Origin of the sequence: Amycolatopsis sp. FDAARGOS 1241 (assembly GCF_016889705.1) — a bacterium.
GTDB lineage: Bacteria > Actinomycetota > Actinomycetes > Mycobacteriales > Pseudonocardiaceae > Amycolatopsis.
This window is the reverse complement of record NZ_CP069526.1, coordinates 1,004,832-1,018,911: the sequence shown is the minus strand read 5'-3', so window position 1 is coordinate 1,018,911 and position 14,080 is coordinate 1,004,832. Positions and strand designations below refer to the sequence as shown.

Here is a 14,080-nt window from a genome sequence, read left to right as displayed (position 1 = left end):
ACTGTCCAGCCAGGTTCGACGAGGCGCGATGTGGCCTTCGGCGCCCGCCGGGAACCCAGGCGAGCGCTCGGTACCTGGGACATTTCCCGTCGGAGCTCAGCCGGTTACTGCATCGGAGATCCACTCCGCCACCGGAAGATCGCGGTCGAGGCACTCGACCGACAGCCGGATCGTCCAGCGCAGGGCCTGCAGTACGAGGCTGTCGACCTCGTCAGGCGCGGCGTTCGCCAGCGCGATCTCGACCTGCTCCCGCGCGGCGGCGGTGTTGCCGTGGACTTCGGCCAGCAACGTGCGCACGGCGGTGCGCACTGGCGGGTCGGCCTGGTCGATGGACACCTCTTCGCCGTCTTCGTCGAAAACCTGAACCTTGACGGGTGCCGTGCCGCCGTCACCGAGCGTGGACACCATCGCGCTGCACTCGCCGAAGAGCAGGAGCATCAGCGCCTTCGTCTCGTCGGAGCGCTGCTGCGGCTCCTCGGACGAGGGCGTGAGTTCTTCGAGCGCCTCGGCGTCCTCGCCGAGGCTGATGGCGACGAGCGCGCGTTGCGCCTTCTCCACGAGCCGCTGCTCGTCCTCGCTCCGGTCCGGGGTCACGTGCCCATCAAACACCAGCACCGGCTTCCGTGGGGATACCCCGAATCCGGGGGATCAGCCCGCCGCGGAAAGTGCGCCGAGAGCGAGCCGGCAGAGCAGATCGGACAGCTCGGCGTCACCGAGATGGCGGTTGTACGGCGTCGAGTTGATCAAGCCGAACACCGCGTGTGCCGCCGAGCGGGCTTCGCGTTCCTCGAGGCCCGGGATCGCGTCGCGGATCGCGCGCACCCACACCTCCACATACTGGCGCTGCAGCGCGCGCACCTGCTTGCGGTCACTGTCGGTGAGGTTCGCGAGGTTGCGCTCCTGCACGGTGATCAGCGCCGGGTGATCGAGCGCGAAGCCGACGTGGAACCGCACGAGCGCTTCGAGCAGCTCCGGCGGGGTGCCGCCCGTCTCGGCCCGCGCGGTGCCGCCTTCGAGCAGGTAGTGGCTGATCGAGTTCAGCATCTCGCCGAGGATCGCGTCCTTGCTGCGGAAGTGGCGGTAGAGCGCGGGGCCGGAGATGCCGACCGCCGCGCCGATGTCGTCGATGCCGACACCGTGGAAACCGTGGTGCGCGAACAGCTCGGCGGCGGCAGCCATGATCTGTTCACGCCTGTTCGCCTTCTCGCCGTTCACGAGTGGGGTGGGGTTCGCCGGCATCCGCTCATAGTAGGGCGGGCGGTTAGCGAGCGCTAACTTCCGCCCTACTTCCTGCCTGAGCCAAGTGGAGTCACCTGCGATTTCTGGGGTGTCCCGTGGGGATTCCACCTGGTATTGATTCTTCTCGTCGAGCCGTCACGACAGGAGTGACTCCATGAGCCGTCAACCCTCCCGATCGATCCTCCGGATGTGCGCGGCCCTGGGGGTCGCTCTACTCGCTTCACTCGGCCTCGCGGGCACCGCCGGCGCCGCCACCAGCTTCGTCGCACTCGGTGACTCCTACTCCTCCGGGGTGGGCGCCGGGAGCTACGGCAGCTCGGGCGCCTGCAAGCGAAGCACCAACGCCTACGGCCAGCTCTGGGCCAACGCCCACGCCGGCACCTCGTTCACCTTCCTCGCCTGCTCCGGCGCGAAGACCGGTGACGTGCTGAACCAGATCAACTCGATGCCGTCGAGCGCCACCCTGGTGACGCTGACCGTCGGTGGCAACGACGCGGGCTTCACCGACGTGATCACCACCTGCACGCTCAACAGCGACCAGACGTGCGTCGACCGGGTGAACACGGCGAAGTCGTACGTGCAGAACACCCTGCCGAGCCTGCTCGACAACGTGTACCGCGCGGTGAAGTCGAAGGCCCCCAACGCACGTCTCGTCGTGCTGTCCTACCCCCGCTTCTACACGGTGCCGGGCTCGTGCAACGTCGGCCTGAGCGACACGAAGCGCTCGGCGATCAACTCGGGCGCGGACACGCTGGCGTCCGTGCTGGCCTCCCGCGCGTCGGCCGCCGGCGCGACCTTCGTGGACGTCCGTTCGGCCTTCGTGGGCCACAACATCTGCTCGTCCGCGAGCGACTACCTGCACAGCCTGACGTGGCCGGTGGACGAGTCCTACCACCCGACGGCCGCCGGCCAGCGGGGCGGCTACTACACGCCGCTGACTGCCGCGATCGGCTGAATTTGGTTGTGGACAGGGGCGTCCCGGTTTGTCCGGGGCGCCCCTTTTCGTTCGCGCCGGGTCAACCGAGGAGCGACTTCACCAACGCGGCGATCTGCTCCGTCTCGATCAAGAACGAGTCGTGCCCGTACGGCGACGAGACCACCGCCGTTTCGCCACCGACACCGGCGGCGATCTCCCGCGACTGGTACAGCGGGTACAGCCGGTCGCTGTCGACACCGGCGACCACCGTGCGCGCGCGAACCCGGCCCAGAGCCGCCGCGACGCCACCGCGGTCGCGGCCGACGTCGTGGGTGTTCATCGATTCCGTCAGCACCACGTACGACCCGGCGTCGAAGCGGTTCACCAGCTTGTCCGCGTGATGGTCCAAATAGGACTCAACAGCGAAGCGCCCGCCGCGCAACGGGTCTTCCGTGCCTTGGTACGACCGCCCGAACCGTTGCGACAGCTCGGGTTCGCTGCGGTAGGTCACGTGCGCGATCCGCCGCGCCACCCCCAGCCCGCGGTGCGGACCTGCCCCGGCGCCGAGGGAGTAGTAGTCACCTCCGTGCCAGCCCGGATCCGACCGGATGGCGTGCAATTGCGGTGCGGCCCAGGCGATCTGTTCGGCCGAAGCACGAGCCGTCGAGGCCAGCACGAGGACGGAAGCCACCCGATCGGGCAATGAGACCGCCCATTCGAGGGCCCGCATGCCGCCCATGGAACCGCCGGCCACGGCAGCCCAGCGGTCGATCCCCAGCGCGTCGGCGAGAGCGGCCTCGGTCGTCACCTGGTCCCGCACGGTCACGACGGGGAACCGGCTCCCCCACGGCCGCCCCTCGGGGTCGGGTGACGACGGGCCCGTGGAGCCCTGGCACCCACCGAGGACATTGGGGACCACGACGAACAACGAATCCGTGTCGAGGGCTTTGCCCGGGCCGACGAGGCCGTCCCACCAGCCCGCGCTGGGGTGACCGGGCCCGGCTTCGCCCGCGACGTGGCTGTCGCCGGTCAACGCGTGTTCGACGAGGACCGCGTTGGAGCCGTCGGAGTTCAGCTGCCCCCACGTCTCGTACGCGAGGGTGTAGGACGGCAGCGAACCACCGGCCTCCAGCGCGAGCGCGCCGGGGCCGGTGAACCACCGCCGTCCGCCGGGTGGGTCTCCCGCCCGCCACGCGCCGGTGGCGGGCGGGAGATGCGCACCGGAACCCGTCACAGGTCTGCCTTGGCGGCGCGGAAACCCGCTTCCAGGTCGGCCTTGAGGTCTTCGATGCCCTCGAGGCCCACGGCGAGCCGCACGAGGCCCGGCGTGACACCGCTCGCGAGCTGCTCCTCCGGCGAGAGCTGGCTGTGCGTGGTCGACGCCGGGTGCACGATCAGGCTGCGCACGTCGCCGATGTTCACCAGCTGGCTGTGCAACTCGGTGCCGTCCACGAACTTCCGGCCCGCCTCGACACCGCCGCGCAGGTCGAACGAGAGCACCGCACCGGCGCCGCGCGGCAGGTACTTCCGCGCGTTGGCGTGGAACGGGCTCGACGGCAGACCGGCGTAGTACACCTTCGCCACCTCGTCGCGCTGCTCGAGCCACTCCGCGAGCGCCTGCGCGTTGGCGACGTGCCGTTCGATGCGCAGCGACAGCGTCTCGATGCCCTGCAGAATCAGGAAGCTGTTGAGCGGCGAGATCGCCGCACCGGTGTCGCGCAGGATCTGCACGCGCGCCTTCGCCGCGTACGCACCCGGGCCGAGCGCTTCCCAGTACTTCAGGCCGTGGTAGCTCGGGTCCGGCTCGGAAAAGCCCGGGAACCGCGCCGGGTCCCTGCCGAAGTCGAACGTGCCGCCGTCCACGAGCACACCGGCGACGGTCGTGCCGTGCCCGCCGAGGTACTTCGTCGCCGAGTGCACGACCACGTCCGCGCCGTGCTCGATCGGGCGCACCAGGTACGGCGTGGGCACGGTGTTGTCGACGATCAGCGGCACGCCGGCTTCGTGCGCGACGTTCGCGACGGTGCGGATGTCGAGGACGTTGCTGCCCGGGTTGGCCAGCGTCTCGGCGAAGAACAGCTTGGTGTTGGGGCGCACCGCGGCGCGCCACTGCTCCGGGTCGTCCTGGTCGTCGACGAACGTGACCTCGATGCCCAGCTTCGGCAGCGTGTAGTGGAACAGGTTGTACGTACCACCGTAGAGCGAGGGGCTGGAGACGAAGTGGTCACCCGCGCCGGCGATCGTGAGGATCGCCGCGGTGGTGGCCGCCGAGCCGGAGGCGAACGCGAGCGCCGCGACGCCGCCTTCCAGCGCGGCCAGACGCTGCTCCAGCACGTCCTGCGTCGGGTTCATGATGCGCGTGTAGATGTTGCCGGGCTCGGCCAGGCTGAACAGGTCTGCACCGTGCTGCGTGTCGCGGAAGACGTACGACGTGGTCTGGTAGATCGGGGTCGCGCGGGCGCCCGTCGCGGGGTCCGGTGCCGCGCCGGCGTGGATCTGCTTGGTCTCGAAGGACCAGCCCGAGGTGTCTTCCGGCATCAGGTTCTCCTTGCGGCTCAAAGGGATCGGCTCCTCGGACGAAGCTAGCTCCCCTGAACGGACCACCCAAGGGTTCCCAAGGGCTGGGAGTTCCAGTCCAACCTACCGTGAAACCGATCACTCGAAAACGTGATGGGCACCGCAGGTCCGGTGACCGTCCACTGCGGACACAACGACTCGGTGCCCGGATCCGGTCGCGCGGCCGCCGCGCGCACCGGTTGCCCTCGGAGTCGGTGGCGATCTCCCGGCCACGGGTCTCCCGGTGGATCTTCACGGAGGTCACCGGGCGGGCGAGGACGGCCGTTCGAGGCGGGCACGGGGCCGCGCGGGGCCCTGGGAAAGCCACCCGCGCCGAGCGGTCCCGCCGTGGCTCGGCGAGGATGTACCCGTGGTCTCGGTGCGCAGCGTGGTCGACCGGGTGGGGCCGACGTTGCTCCACGCGCTCCAGCTGCCCGACGACTGCCCGGCCGCCGGCGACGTGGTGATCGCCGAACCCGGCGTGCCGGCGGGCGTGGCAGCCGGCGACCTCGTGCTGGGCGTGGCCACGGCGGACGCGACCGGCGCGGCCGAGCTCGTGCGGGTGAGCGCGGACCAAGGCGCGGCCGCGGTACTGCTGAAACCGCCGCTGGCAGCCAAACCGGCGGTGAAACGCGCCGCGAAGTCGGCCGGGATCGCGTTGATCCAGGTGCACTCGGCGACGTCGTGGGCGCAGCTCGTGTGGCTGCTGCGGACGGTGCTCGACGCGCTGGACGACGAGTCGGACGCCCCGGAGAACGGGGGCGATCCGGGCTCGGGCGACCTGTTCCGGCTCGCCGACGCGGTGGCGTCCGTGGTGGACGCGCCGGTGACGATCGAGGACACCAACTCGCGCGTGCTCGCCTACTCCGCCCGCCAGGACCTCACCGATCCCGCGCGCGTCGCCACGATCATGGGCCGCCGGATCCCCGACGACGTGCTGGCGCGCTTCCGGTCCCGCGGCGTGTTCCGCGAGCTGTCCCGGGGCCGGCAGACGATCTTCGTGCCGGCCCAGCGCGACGGCACGTTGCCGCGCCTGATCGTGCCGATCCGGATGGGCGGCGAGCTGCTGGGCTCGATGTGGGCGGTGGTGGCGGGACCGGTCTCGGAAGAGCGCGCCGCCGCGTTCGCCGACGCCGCACCCGTGGTCGCGTTGCACCTGATGCGCCGCCGCGCGCACACGGACGCGCAGCGGCGCGCGTCGGCCGAACTGCTGCGCGCCGTGCTCGAAGGCCACGCCGGCCCACGGCGCGTGGTGGCCGAACTGGACCTGTCCGACGAGCCCCACCGCGTCGTCGTGATCGAGGTGACCGGTGGCGACGGCCGCGACGCCGAGGGGCTGCGGCTCGCGCTGCTCGAACGCATCTCGCAGGGCATCGGCCGGCGCCCGGTCGCCACCGAACTCGGCGGGGTGCTCTACGCGGTCGTCCCCGACGGTCCCGCGTGGGCCGAGCTCCGGGACGCGCTCGCCGCCCAGCCCGCGTCCCGCCGCGGCGGGGTGCCCCGGGCCGCCGCGGGTGCGCCCGTGCCGATCGCCGCGCTCGCCACGTCACGGACCCAGGCCGACGAAGCGCTCGGGTTGCTGCGCGCCGGTCTGGTGCCCGGCCGCGTCGTCGCGTACGAGGACGCGTGGACGTCGCTCGTGCTGCACCGCGCGGCCACCGGCGCCGCCGCCGCGCGCGTCGCGGAACTCGGTCCGCTCGGCGTCCTGCGCGCGCACGACGACACCACGAAGGCCGGCTACGTCGACACGCTCTACGAGTGGCTGCGCCACCCCGGCGACCCGCGCGCCGCCGCGAGCGAGCTGCGCATCCACCCGAACACCCTGCGGTACCGCATGAAACGGCTCCTGGAGCTCGTCCCGCTCGACCTCGACGACCCCGACGTCCGGCTGGCTCTGCTCACCCAGCTCGTGGCACTGCGGTGGAGCTGACCTCGTAGGACAGGTCCTGGGTGCGCAGCTTCTGCGGCGTCAGGCGGACCCAGACGGTGCGGCGGACCGGATCGTGGAGGTAAGCGCGGAAGCGCGGGTCCCACCGGTCCTCGTCCGGGCCGAGGTAGCGCGTCAGCTTCCGCCGCCAGCGCGGCACGTCGAACGGCGGCACGTCGCCGCGGCCGCCCGCGGTCACCGCCCGCACCAGTCCCGTGGCCACGTCGCACACGTCGACGGTGAGCGCGAGGCCCGGCGCCGACCGGACGTGGTCGGCCGGCGTGACCACGGTCCGCTCAGGATCCAGAACGCGCGGTCCTCCCACAGGTACCAGGTGGGCCGCACGATGGGACCGCTCGTGGCGACCCGCGCGGTCAACGGCTGCGCGAGGAACTCCTCGACGTCGAAGCCGCTCACGCGACGAGCAGCGTTTTGCCGAACGTGCCACGCGCCTCGATCGCCGCGTGCGCGTCGGCGGCGGCTTCGAGCGGGAAGCGCTGGCCGATCACCGGTGTCAGCTTGCCGGCCGACGCCGCGGTGAGGGCCGACTCCGTGTACTCCCGCAGCGCGGCCGCGTCGCCGATCGAGCGGACGAGCGTCACGCCGCGGTCGCGAGCGTCCTCTTCGGACACCTCGGCCCACGCGCCGCTCGCCAGCCCGTACACGGCCATGCGGCCGCCGGGGCGGAGCAACGAGAAGGCCGTGGTGCCGATCGCACCGCCGACGCCGTCGAAGACCACGTCCACGGGACCGACCTGCTCGGCCCACCCTGGTGAGGTGTAGTCGACCGCCACGGCTGCCCCCAGTTCCCGGGCGCGTTCGAGCTTCGCCGCGCTGCCGGCCGCCGCGACGACCTCCGCTCCCGCCGCCTTCACGAGCTGCACCAGCAGGCTGCCGACACCGCCGGCCGCCGCCTCGACGAGCACCCGCTCCCCCGGCGCCACCGCGACCGCGCGGACGAGCCCGGTCGCCGTCCGGCCGTCGGCGAGCAGGGCGACCGCCGCGTCGAGGCTCAACGCGTCGGGCACGCCGAACACGAGCGACGCGTCGACCACCGCTCGCTGGGCGTAACCGCCGCTGCCGCCCGTGGACGTCACGACCCGACGGCCGACGAGCGCCAGGTCCACGCCCTCCCCGACCTTGCTGATCACACCCCCGACACCGTTGCCCGGGATCATCGGCAGCGCGGCCGCGAACGGCCCGGTCCCGGACGCGCGGAACTGCGTCTCCACGAACGTCACGTTCACGAAAGCCACCTCGACCAGCACCTGCCCCGGTCCCGGCACCGGATCGGGCGCTTCCCCCGCCACGAGCACCTCGGGCCCGCCGAACTCCCTCAACCACACCGCGCGCATGAGCACCCTTCCTCGACGACCGAAGGCGACAGCCAACAACCTCGAGCGCGGTCGAGGTCAACCGATTTGTTCTCGTGGCACCATGAAATGGCAGGAAGAATGTGCTGAGCGCATGATGACACCGCTGTCCGGGTGCATCACCGTGAGTGGCAGCACCTCGAACCAACCGCCGCCAGGAGGCCGCTGTGCGTATCGCCGTTCCCCGGGAGATCAAGAAGCACGAGTACCGGGTCGCGCTGACCCCGGCCGGCGTGCACGAGCTGGTGGGGCGCGGTCACGACGTGTTCGTCGAGACCGGTGCCGGCGTGGGCTCGTCGATCGCCGACGAGGAGTACGTGGCCGCCGGCGCGAAGATTCTCGCCACCGCGGACGAGACGTGGGCCGAGGGCGAACTCGTGCTCAAGGTGAAGGAGCCCATCGCCGAGGAGTACCCGCGACTGCGCAAGGACCTGGTGCTGTTCACCTACCTCCACATCGCGGCCGACCGGCCCCTGACCGATGCCCTCCTGGCGGCAGGCACCACGGCGATCGCGTACGAGACGGTGCAGACGGCCACCGGCGCGCTGCCGCTGCTGGCGCCGATGTCCGAGGTGGCGGGCCGGCTGGCGCCGCAGGTGGGCGCGTACGCGCTGATGAAGCCGAGCGGCGGCCGCGGCGTGCTGCCCGGCGGCATCCCCGGCGTGCACCCGGCGCGGGTCGTCGTGATCGGGGGCGGCGTCGCGGGCCTCAACGCGGCTCGCGTGGCGCTGGGCCTGGGCTCGGACGTCGAGATCCTGGACACCAACGTCGACCGCCTGCGCCGGATCGACAACGACTTCGGCGGCCGCATCCGCACGGTCACGTCCAACCGCCTGTCGGTCGAGGAATCGGTGCTGCAGGCCGACCTCGTGATCGGCGCGGTGCTGGTGCCGGGCGCGAAGGCCCCGAAGCTCGTCTCCAACGACCTCGTCTCGCGCATGAAGCCGGGCTCCGTGCTGGTCGACATCGCCATCGACCAGGGCGGCTGCTTCGCCGACTCGCACCCGACCACGCACGACGACCCGACCTACCGCGTGCACGAGTCGGTCTTCTACTGCGTCGCGAACATGCCCGGCGCGGTGCCGCGGACCTCGACGTACGGGCTCACCAACGTAACGCTCCCGTACGCCGTCCAGCTCGCCGAGCGCGGCTGGCACGCGGCCCTGAACGCCGACGCGTCGCTCGCCAAGGGCCTCAACACCCACGACGGCGCCCTGACCAACGAGCCGGTCGCCGTGGCGCACGGCCTGCCGCACACACCGCTGGCGACCGCACTGGCGTGACCTCCTGAACCACCCGGCGAACCGAGGGGCCTCCGCGACCACGCGGAGGCCCCTCGTGTTTCCGGGCCCTCCGCGGTCGCGGCTCTCTTGGCCGGACGCCAGCAAGGGCAGGGCCGAACGGCTGAACCGGCACGTTCGACAGGAGCGACGTTCGTCACGTCCGCCATCCCGCTCAACGGCACCTGCCGAGCGGACGCATCGCCTTGACGAGGGGTTTCACAAACCTGAACGTGCTTCTTCACCGGTTGCGAGCTCACCCGGTGAAGAAGTAATCGAGGTCGGTTGAACACCCCGGGGAGCGAACTCCCGAGTTATTACCTAAGCTTGGAGTCGGCGACCCGCTCCCAGTGACCCCCAGGCTGGTTGAGCGGGTCGCCCCTTCTGGCCCTTCCTGTTCGCACTTCGTGCTCCCTGGGAAGGGGCGATGTATTGCCCGGGGGCCGAGCCCCCGGAGCCCCGCGGTGCGATCGGTGGCCAACCCAGCACGGTCGCCCAGGTGAGTGGATCGCCTGGGGTGACCGGGGCCAACCCAGCACGGTGGCCCAGGTGAGCGGATCGCCCGGGGTGACCGGGGCCAACCCAGCACGATCCAGTTGCCAGTTGAGTGGGGCGCCCGGTTGGTGCGGTCCGTGTTGGCGGTGGGGTGTGCCGGTGGGCGAGGCCGCGGACGGCGCGGTGCGGGCCGTGCGAGCGACGCAGAGCTGGGGTGGATGAGCGGGAGGACGGTCTGTCTGCGCGGTTGGTGTTGTGTGTACGAGCCTGGAGCGGGGCTTTGTACCGCTCGGCGGCCGCAGTGCGGGCGGTGGCGGGTGCGGTGCGAGGCCGGGTTTGGCTGGGTGCGGTTGTTCGCCCGGCGCGATCGGAAGGCGGCGGTGAGGGGTGACCGGGCGGTCGGGAAGGCGTTGTGGGACAAGGGGTTTTTTGGTGTTGGCCGGCCTGGGGTGCGGGTCGGGGCGAACGGGTGAAGGAGGTCGCCGCGGCGGTGAAGCGGAATAAAAAGTCGGTGTGCGTGCCTAGATTTGAACCGTGACCACCACTGCGACGCGTGCGCGTCAAGACCGCCCCGCTGGTGAGACGCCGACCCCGAGCGCCGGCTGGGTGCGCCGCCTCTCTGCCGCGTGCTGGGAACACCGCGGGGTCGTCGTGCTGGCCATGGCCGCGGCGATCCTGTCCGTCGGCGTGCAGGCGGCGAGCCCGCTGCTGGTGCGTTCGGCCGTCGACGACGCCGTGGCGGGGCACACCACGCAGCTCGGCGGCATCGCGGCGGCACTGGTCACGCTGCAGGTGGTGGCGTTCGGGTCGGCGTTCCTGCGCCGGTACGTCGGCGGCCGGCTCGCGCTCGACGTGCAGCACGACCTGCGCAACCGCGTGTTCGGCGCGGTCTCGCGGCTCGACGGCGGCAAACAGGACGCGCTGCGCACGGGCCAGGTGGTCTCGCGCGCGATCTCCGACCTGCAGCTGGTCACCGGCCTGCTGATGCAGGTACCGCTGTCGGCGGGCTCGGTGATCTTCGCGGGGCTCGCGCTGGGCGCGATGCTGTGGATGTCGCCGCTGCTCACCCTCATCGCGCTGGTGGTGGCGCCGGCCGTCGGGATCGTGGTGGCGCTGAGCCGCAAACGGCTGTTCCCGGCCACGTGGTCGGCGCAGCAGCGGGCGGCCGACGTCGCGCAGCACGTGGAGGAGACCGTCACCGGCGTGCGCGTGGTGAAGGGCTTCGGCCAGGAGTCGCGTGAGGTTTCCCGGCTGGAGCGCACGGCGAGGCGCTTGTTCGCCGAGCGCCTGCGCGCTGCCAAGCTGGCGGCGCTCCCCACGGCCACCACGTCGGCGCTGCCCGCGGCGGGCCAGGTGGCGGTGCTCGCGATCGGCGGCATCTTCGCGCTGAACGGCCAGATCAGCCTCGGCACGTTCCTGGCCTTCGCCACCTACCTCGCGACGCTGATCGGGCCCGCGCGTCTCCTGTCGGGCCTCGTGGTGCAAGCACAGCTCACGCGCGCGGGCGCCGAGCGCGTCTACGAGCTCATCGACGCACAGCCGGAGGTCGCGGACAGCCCCGACGCGCGGCCGCTGCCCGAGGGCCCGCTGAGCGTCGAACTCGACGACGTGCGGTTCGGGTACACGCGCAGCGAACCGGTGCTCGACGGGCTGTCGGTCACCGCGCGGCCGGGCGAGACGCTCGCGCTGGTGGGCACCGCCGGCTCGGGCAAGTCCACGATCTCGCTGCTGCTGCCTCGGTTCTACGACGTGCACGCGGGCGCAGTGCGCGTGGGCGGCGTCGACGTCCGCGACGTGCCGCTCAAGCAGCTGCGCCAGGCGATCGGCGTGGTGTTCGAGGAGGCGTTCCTGTTCTCGGCGTCGGTGCGCGACAACATCGCGTACGGCCGGCCCGACGCGAGCGACGAAGAGGTGCACGCGGCGGCGCGCGCGGCCGAAGCCGACGAGTTCATCCGCGCGCTGCCGCACGGCTACGACACGGAGGTCGGCGAGCGCGGGCTGACGCTCTCAGGCGGGCAGCGGCAGCGCCTGGGCCTCGCGCGGGCGCTGATGACCGACCCGCGCGTGCTGATCCTGGACGACGCGACGTCGGCGATCGACACCGTCACCGAGGCCGCGATCCACGACACGCTGCGCTCGGTCACGGCCACGCGCACCACGCTGCTCATCGCGCACCGCCGCTCCACGCTGCAGCTGGCCGACCGGATCGCCGTGCTCGACCAGGGCAAGGTCGTCGACGTCGGCACGGAGGAGGAGCTGGCCGCTCGCTGCCCGTTGTTCCGCGAGCTCGTGGCGGGGCCGGGCGACGACGTCGAGAAGCCGCACCACTGCGACGACCTCGAGCCCGACGCCACCGGCGTCACGGCCGTGCTGTGGCCGCGCGACGACGACCACGACGAGGTCGACGCGCTGGCCGAGGCCGCACTCGCCCGCGGCGGCCAGCCGGGTGGCGGATCCGGGTTCGCCGGGGCCGGCGCCGACGTGCCGCCGACACCCGAACTGTTGGAGGGCGTGCGGAAGCTGCCACCCGCCGACGACCGGCCGCGCCTGCCCGAAGTGGATGTCACGGCACCGGACCCGGGTTTCCGGCTCTCGCGGCTGCTGCGGCCGGTGCGGTGGCCGTTGATCGCGGTGATCGCGCTGGTGGCGGCCGATGCGCTGGCGTCCCTGGCGTTGCCCGCGCTGTACCAGCGGGGCGTGGACCACGGCGTGCAGCCGGGGGTCGAGAGCGTCGTCTGGGCGATGTCGGCGATCGGCGCGCTCGTGGTGGCCGCCGACTGGCTCGTGGTGCGCGGCCAGACGCGGCTGACGGCGCGCGTCGGCGAGACGGTGCTGTACTCGCTGCGCGTGCGCAGCTACGCGCACCTGCAGCGGCTCGGGCTCGACTACTACGAGCGCGAGCTGTCCGGGAAGATCATGACCCGGATGACCACGGACGTCGACGCGCTGTCGACGTTCCTGCAGACCGGGCTGGCCACGGCCGTGGTGAGCGCCCTGACGCTCGTGGGCATCACCGTCGCGCTGCTGGTCACCGACGCGTCGCTGGCGCTCTACGCGCTCGCGATGCTGCCGGTGCTGCTGGTGGCGACGCTGGTGTTCCGCCGCGTCGCATCGCGCGCGTACAGCGAGGCGCGCGAGAAGGTCAGCGTGGTCAACGCCGATATGCAGGAGAACGTGAGCGGCCTGCGCGTGGCCCAGGCGTACACGCGCGAGGAGCGGTCGGCGGCGGCATTCGCGTCCCGCAGCGACGAGTACCGCCGGTCGCGGCTGCGGGCACAGCGCTACATCGCGACGTACTTCCCGCTGGTCGCGCTGCTGTCCGATCTGGCGACCACCACGGTGCTGGTGGTCGGCGCGAATCGCGTGGCCGCCGGGACGCTGGAGGCCGGCGTGCTGCTCGGTTTCCTGCTGTACCTGCAGCAGTTCTTCTCACCGATCCAGCAGCTGTCTTCGGTGTTCGACGGCTACCAGCAGGCCCGCGTCGGCCTGAGCCGCATCGGCGACCTGCTGCGCACGCCGACGTCGGTGCCGCCCGCCGAGCACCCCGTCGCGCTGCCGGAGCACCTCAGCGGCGAGGTGACGTTCAAGGACGTCGACTTCTCGTACGCGGGTGCCGAGCAGCCGGCGCTGGAAAAGCTGGTGCTCGACGTGGCGCCCGGGGAGACGATCGCGCTCGTCGGCGCGACCGGCGCGGGCAAGTCCACGGCGGTGAAGCTGGTGGCCCGCTACTACGACGCCACGGGCGGCGCCGTGCTGATCGACGGCGTCGACGTGCGCGAGTACGACCTGCCCAGCCTGCGCGCCCGCATGGGCGTCGTCCCGCAGGAGGCTCACCTGTTCTCGGGCACCGTCGCCGACAACGTCCGCTACGGCCGCCCCTCGGCTTCCGACGCGGAGGTCGAGGCCGCCGTCCGCGCGGTCGGCGCCCTCGACGGCGTCGCCGCCCTGCCGTCCGGCTTCCTCCAGCCCGTCGGCGAACGCGGCCGGTCCCTGTCCGCGGGCCAGCGCCAGCTCGTCGCGCTCGCCCGCGCCGAACTCGTCGACCCGGACGTGCTGCTGCTCGACGAAGCCACCGCCGCGCTCGACCCGTCCACCGAGGCCACCGTCCTGCGCGCGACCGAGAACCTCTCCCGCCGCCGCACCACGTTCGTCGTCGCGCACCGCCTGGCCACCGCCGCGAAGGCCGACCGCATCGTCGTCCTCGACCACGGCCGCATCATCGAACAGGGCACCCACGCGGACCTCCTGGCCGCCGGCGGCCACTACGCGCGCCTGTGGTCGTTGGGCTGAAAAC

General features: G+C 72.0%; 10 protein-coding genes. 4 read left to right on the top strand and 6 right to left on the bottom strand.

Features of this window, described 5'->3' with window-relative positions; genetic code table 11:
• Positions 1-96: 96 nt before the first annotated feature.
• Positions 97-594, bottom strand: a complete 498-nt coding sequence (locus tag I6J71_RS04865) for a hypothetical protein (protein ID WP_204093621.1) — start codon at positions 592-594, stop codon at positions 97-99.
• Between the two features lie 54 nt (positions 595-648).
• Entirely contained in the window at positions 649-1,239 is a 591-nt protein-coding gene (locus I6J71_RS04860) for a TetR/AcrR family transcriptional regulator (RefSeq protein ID WP_204093620.1), read from the bottom strand.
• A 187-nt stretch (positions 1,240-1,426) separates the two neighbouring features.
• Here I6J71_RS04860 and I6J71_RS04855 point away from each other — a divergent pair, with 187 nt between their 5' ends.
• Complete coding sequence (locus tag I6J71_RS04855) at positions 1,427-2,194, top strand: SGNH/GDSL hydrolase family protein (RefSeq protein WP_204096878.1); 768 nt, start codon at positions 1,427-1,429, stop codon at positions 2,192-2,194.
• Between the two features lie 61 nt (positions 2,195-2,255).
• On the opposite strand, the gene I6J71_RS04850 is transcribed toward I6J71_RS04855, so the two are convergent.
• Together I6J71_RS04850 and I6J71_RS04845 are read right to left on the bottom strand one after the other, a co-directional pair.
• Positions 2,256-3,389, bottom strand: a complete 1,134-nt coding sequence (locus I6J71_RS04850) for a homoserine O-acetyltransferase (RefSeq protein WP_204093619.1) — start codon at positions 3,387-3,389, stop codon at positions 2,256-2,258.
• The gene (locus I6J71_RS04845) at positions 3,386-4,693 is read right to left on the bottom strand and encodes a bifunctional o-acetylhomoserine/o-acetylserine sulfhydrylase (RefSeq protein ID WP_204093618.1); all 1,308 of its coding nucleotides are present in this window, start codon (positions 4,691-4,693) and stop codon (positions 3,386-3,388) included. Before I6J71_RS04845 ends, I6J71_RS04850 begins: the two co-directional genes overlap by 4 nt.
• A gap of 388 nt (positions 4,694-5,081) precedes the next feature.
• Here I6J71_RS04845 and I6J71_RS04840 point away from each other — a divergent pair, with 388 nt between their 5' ends.
• The gene (locus tag I6J71_RS04840) at positions 5,082-6,641 is read left to right on the top strand and encodes a CdaR family transcriptional regulator (RefSeq protein WP_204093617.1); all 1,560 of its coding nucleotides are present in this window, start codon (positions 5,082-5,084) and stop codon (positions 6,639-6,641) included.
• On the opposite strand, the gene I6J71_RS04835 is transcribed toward I6J71_RS04840, so the two are convergent.
• Together I6J71_RS04835 and I6J71_RS04830 are read right to left on the bottom strand one after the other, a co-directional pair.
• Positions 6,610-6,927 carry a hypothetical protein gene (locus I6J71_RS04835; RefSeq protein ID WP_239154434.1) on the bottom strand — a complete coding sequence of 106 codons (318 nt, stop codon included), beginning with the start codon at positions 6,925-6,927 and terminating at the stop codon, positions 6,610-6,612. The two genes, I6J71_RS04840 and I6J71_RS04835, sit on opposite strands and share 32 nt — an antisense overlap.
• Before the next feature lie 124 nt (positions 6,928-7,051).
• Positions 7,052-7,993: a zinc-binding dehydrogenase gene (locus tag I6J71_RS04830; protein WP_204093616.1), complete on the bottom strand. Its 942-nt coding sequence runs from the start codon at positions 7,991-7,993 to the stop codon at positions 7,052-7,054.
• 185 nt (positions 7,994-8,178) lie between these two features.
• Between I6J71_RS04830 and ald the strand changes: the two genes are divergently transcribed.
• Both ald and I6J71_RS04820 read left to right on the top strand, forming a co-directional pair.
• On the top strand, positions 8,179-9,294 hold the full coding sequence (gene ald / locus I6J71_RS04825; protein WP_204093615.1) for an alanine dehydrogenase: 1,116 nt from the start codon (positions 8,179-8,181) through the stop codon (positions 9,292-9,294).
• A gap of 1,026 nt (positions 9,295-10,320) precedes the next feature.
• Positions 10,321-14,076, top strand: coding sequence for an ABC transporter ATP-binding protein (locus I6J71_RS04820; protein WP_204093614.1), 3,756 nt, complete (start codon positions 10,321-10,323; stop codon positions 14,074-14,076).
• Positions 14,077-14,080: the final 4 nt, after the last annotated feature.

Coding starts and splice junctions, on each gene's coding strand:
- I6J71_RS04855 (WP_204096878.1), top strand. CDS start 1,427: ATGTGCGCGGCCCTGGGGGTCGCTCTACTCGCTTCACTCGGCCTCGCG.
- I6J71_RS04830 (WP_204093616.1), bottom strand. CDS start 7,993: ATGCGCGCGGTGTGGTTGAGGGAGTTCGGCGGGCCCGAGGTGCTCGTG.
- I6J71_RS04845 (WP_204093618.1), bottom strand. CDS start 4,693: ATGCCGGAAGACACCTCGGGCTGGTCCTTCGAGACCAAGCAGATCCAC.
- I6J71_RS04860 (WP_204093620.1), bottom strand. CDS start 1,239: ATGCCGGCGAACCCCACCCCACTCGTGAACGGCGAGAAGGCGAACAGG.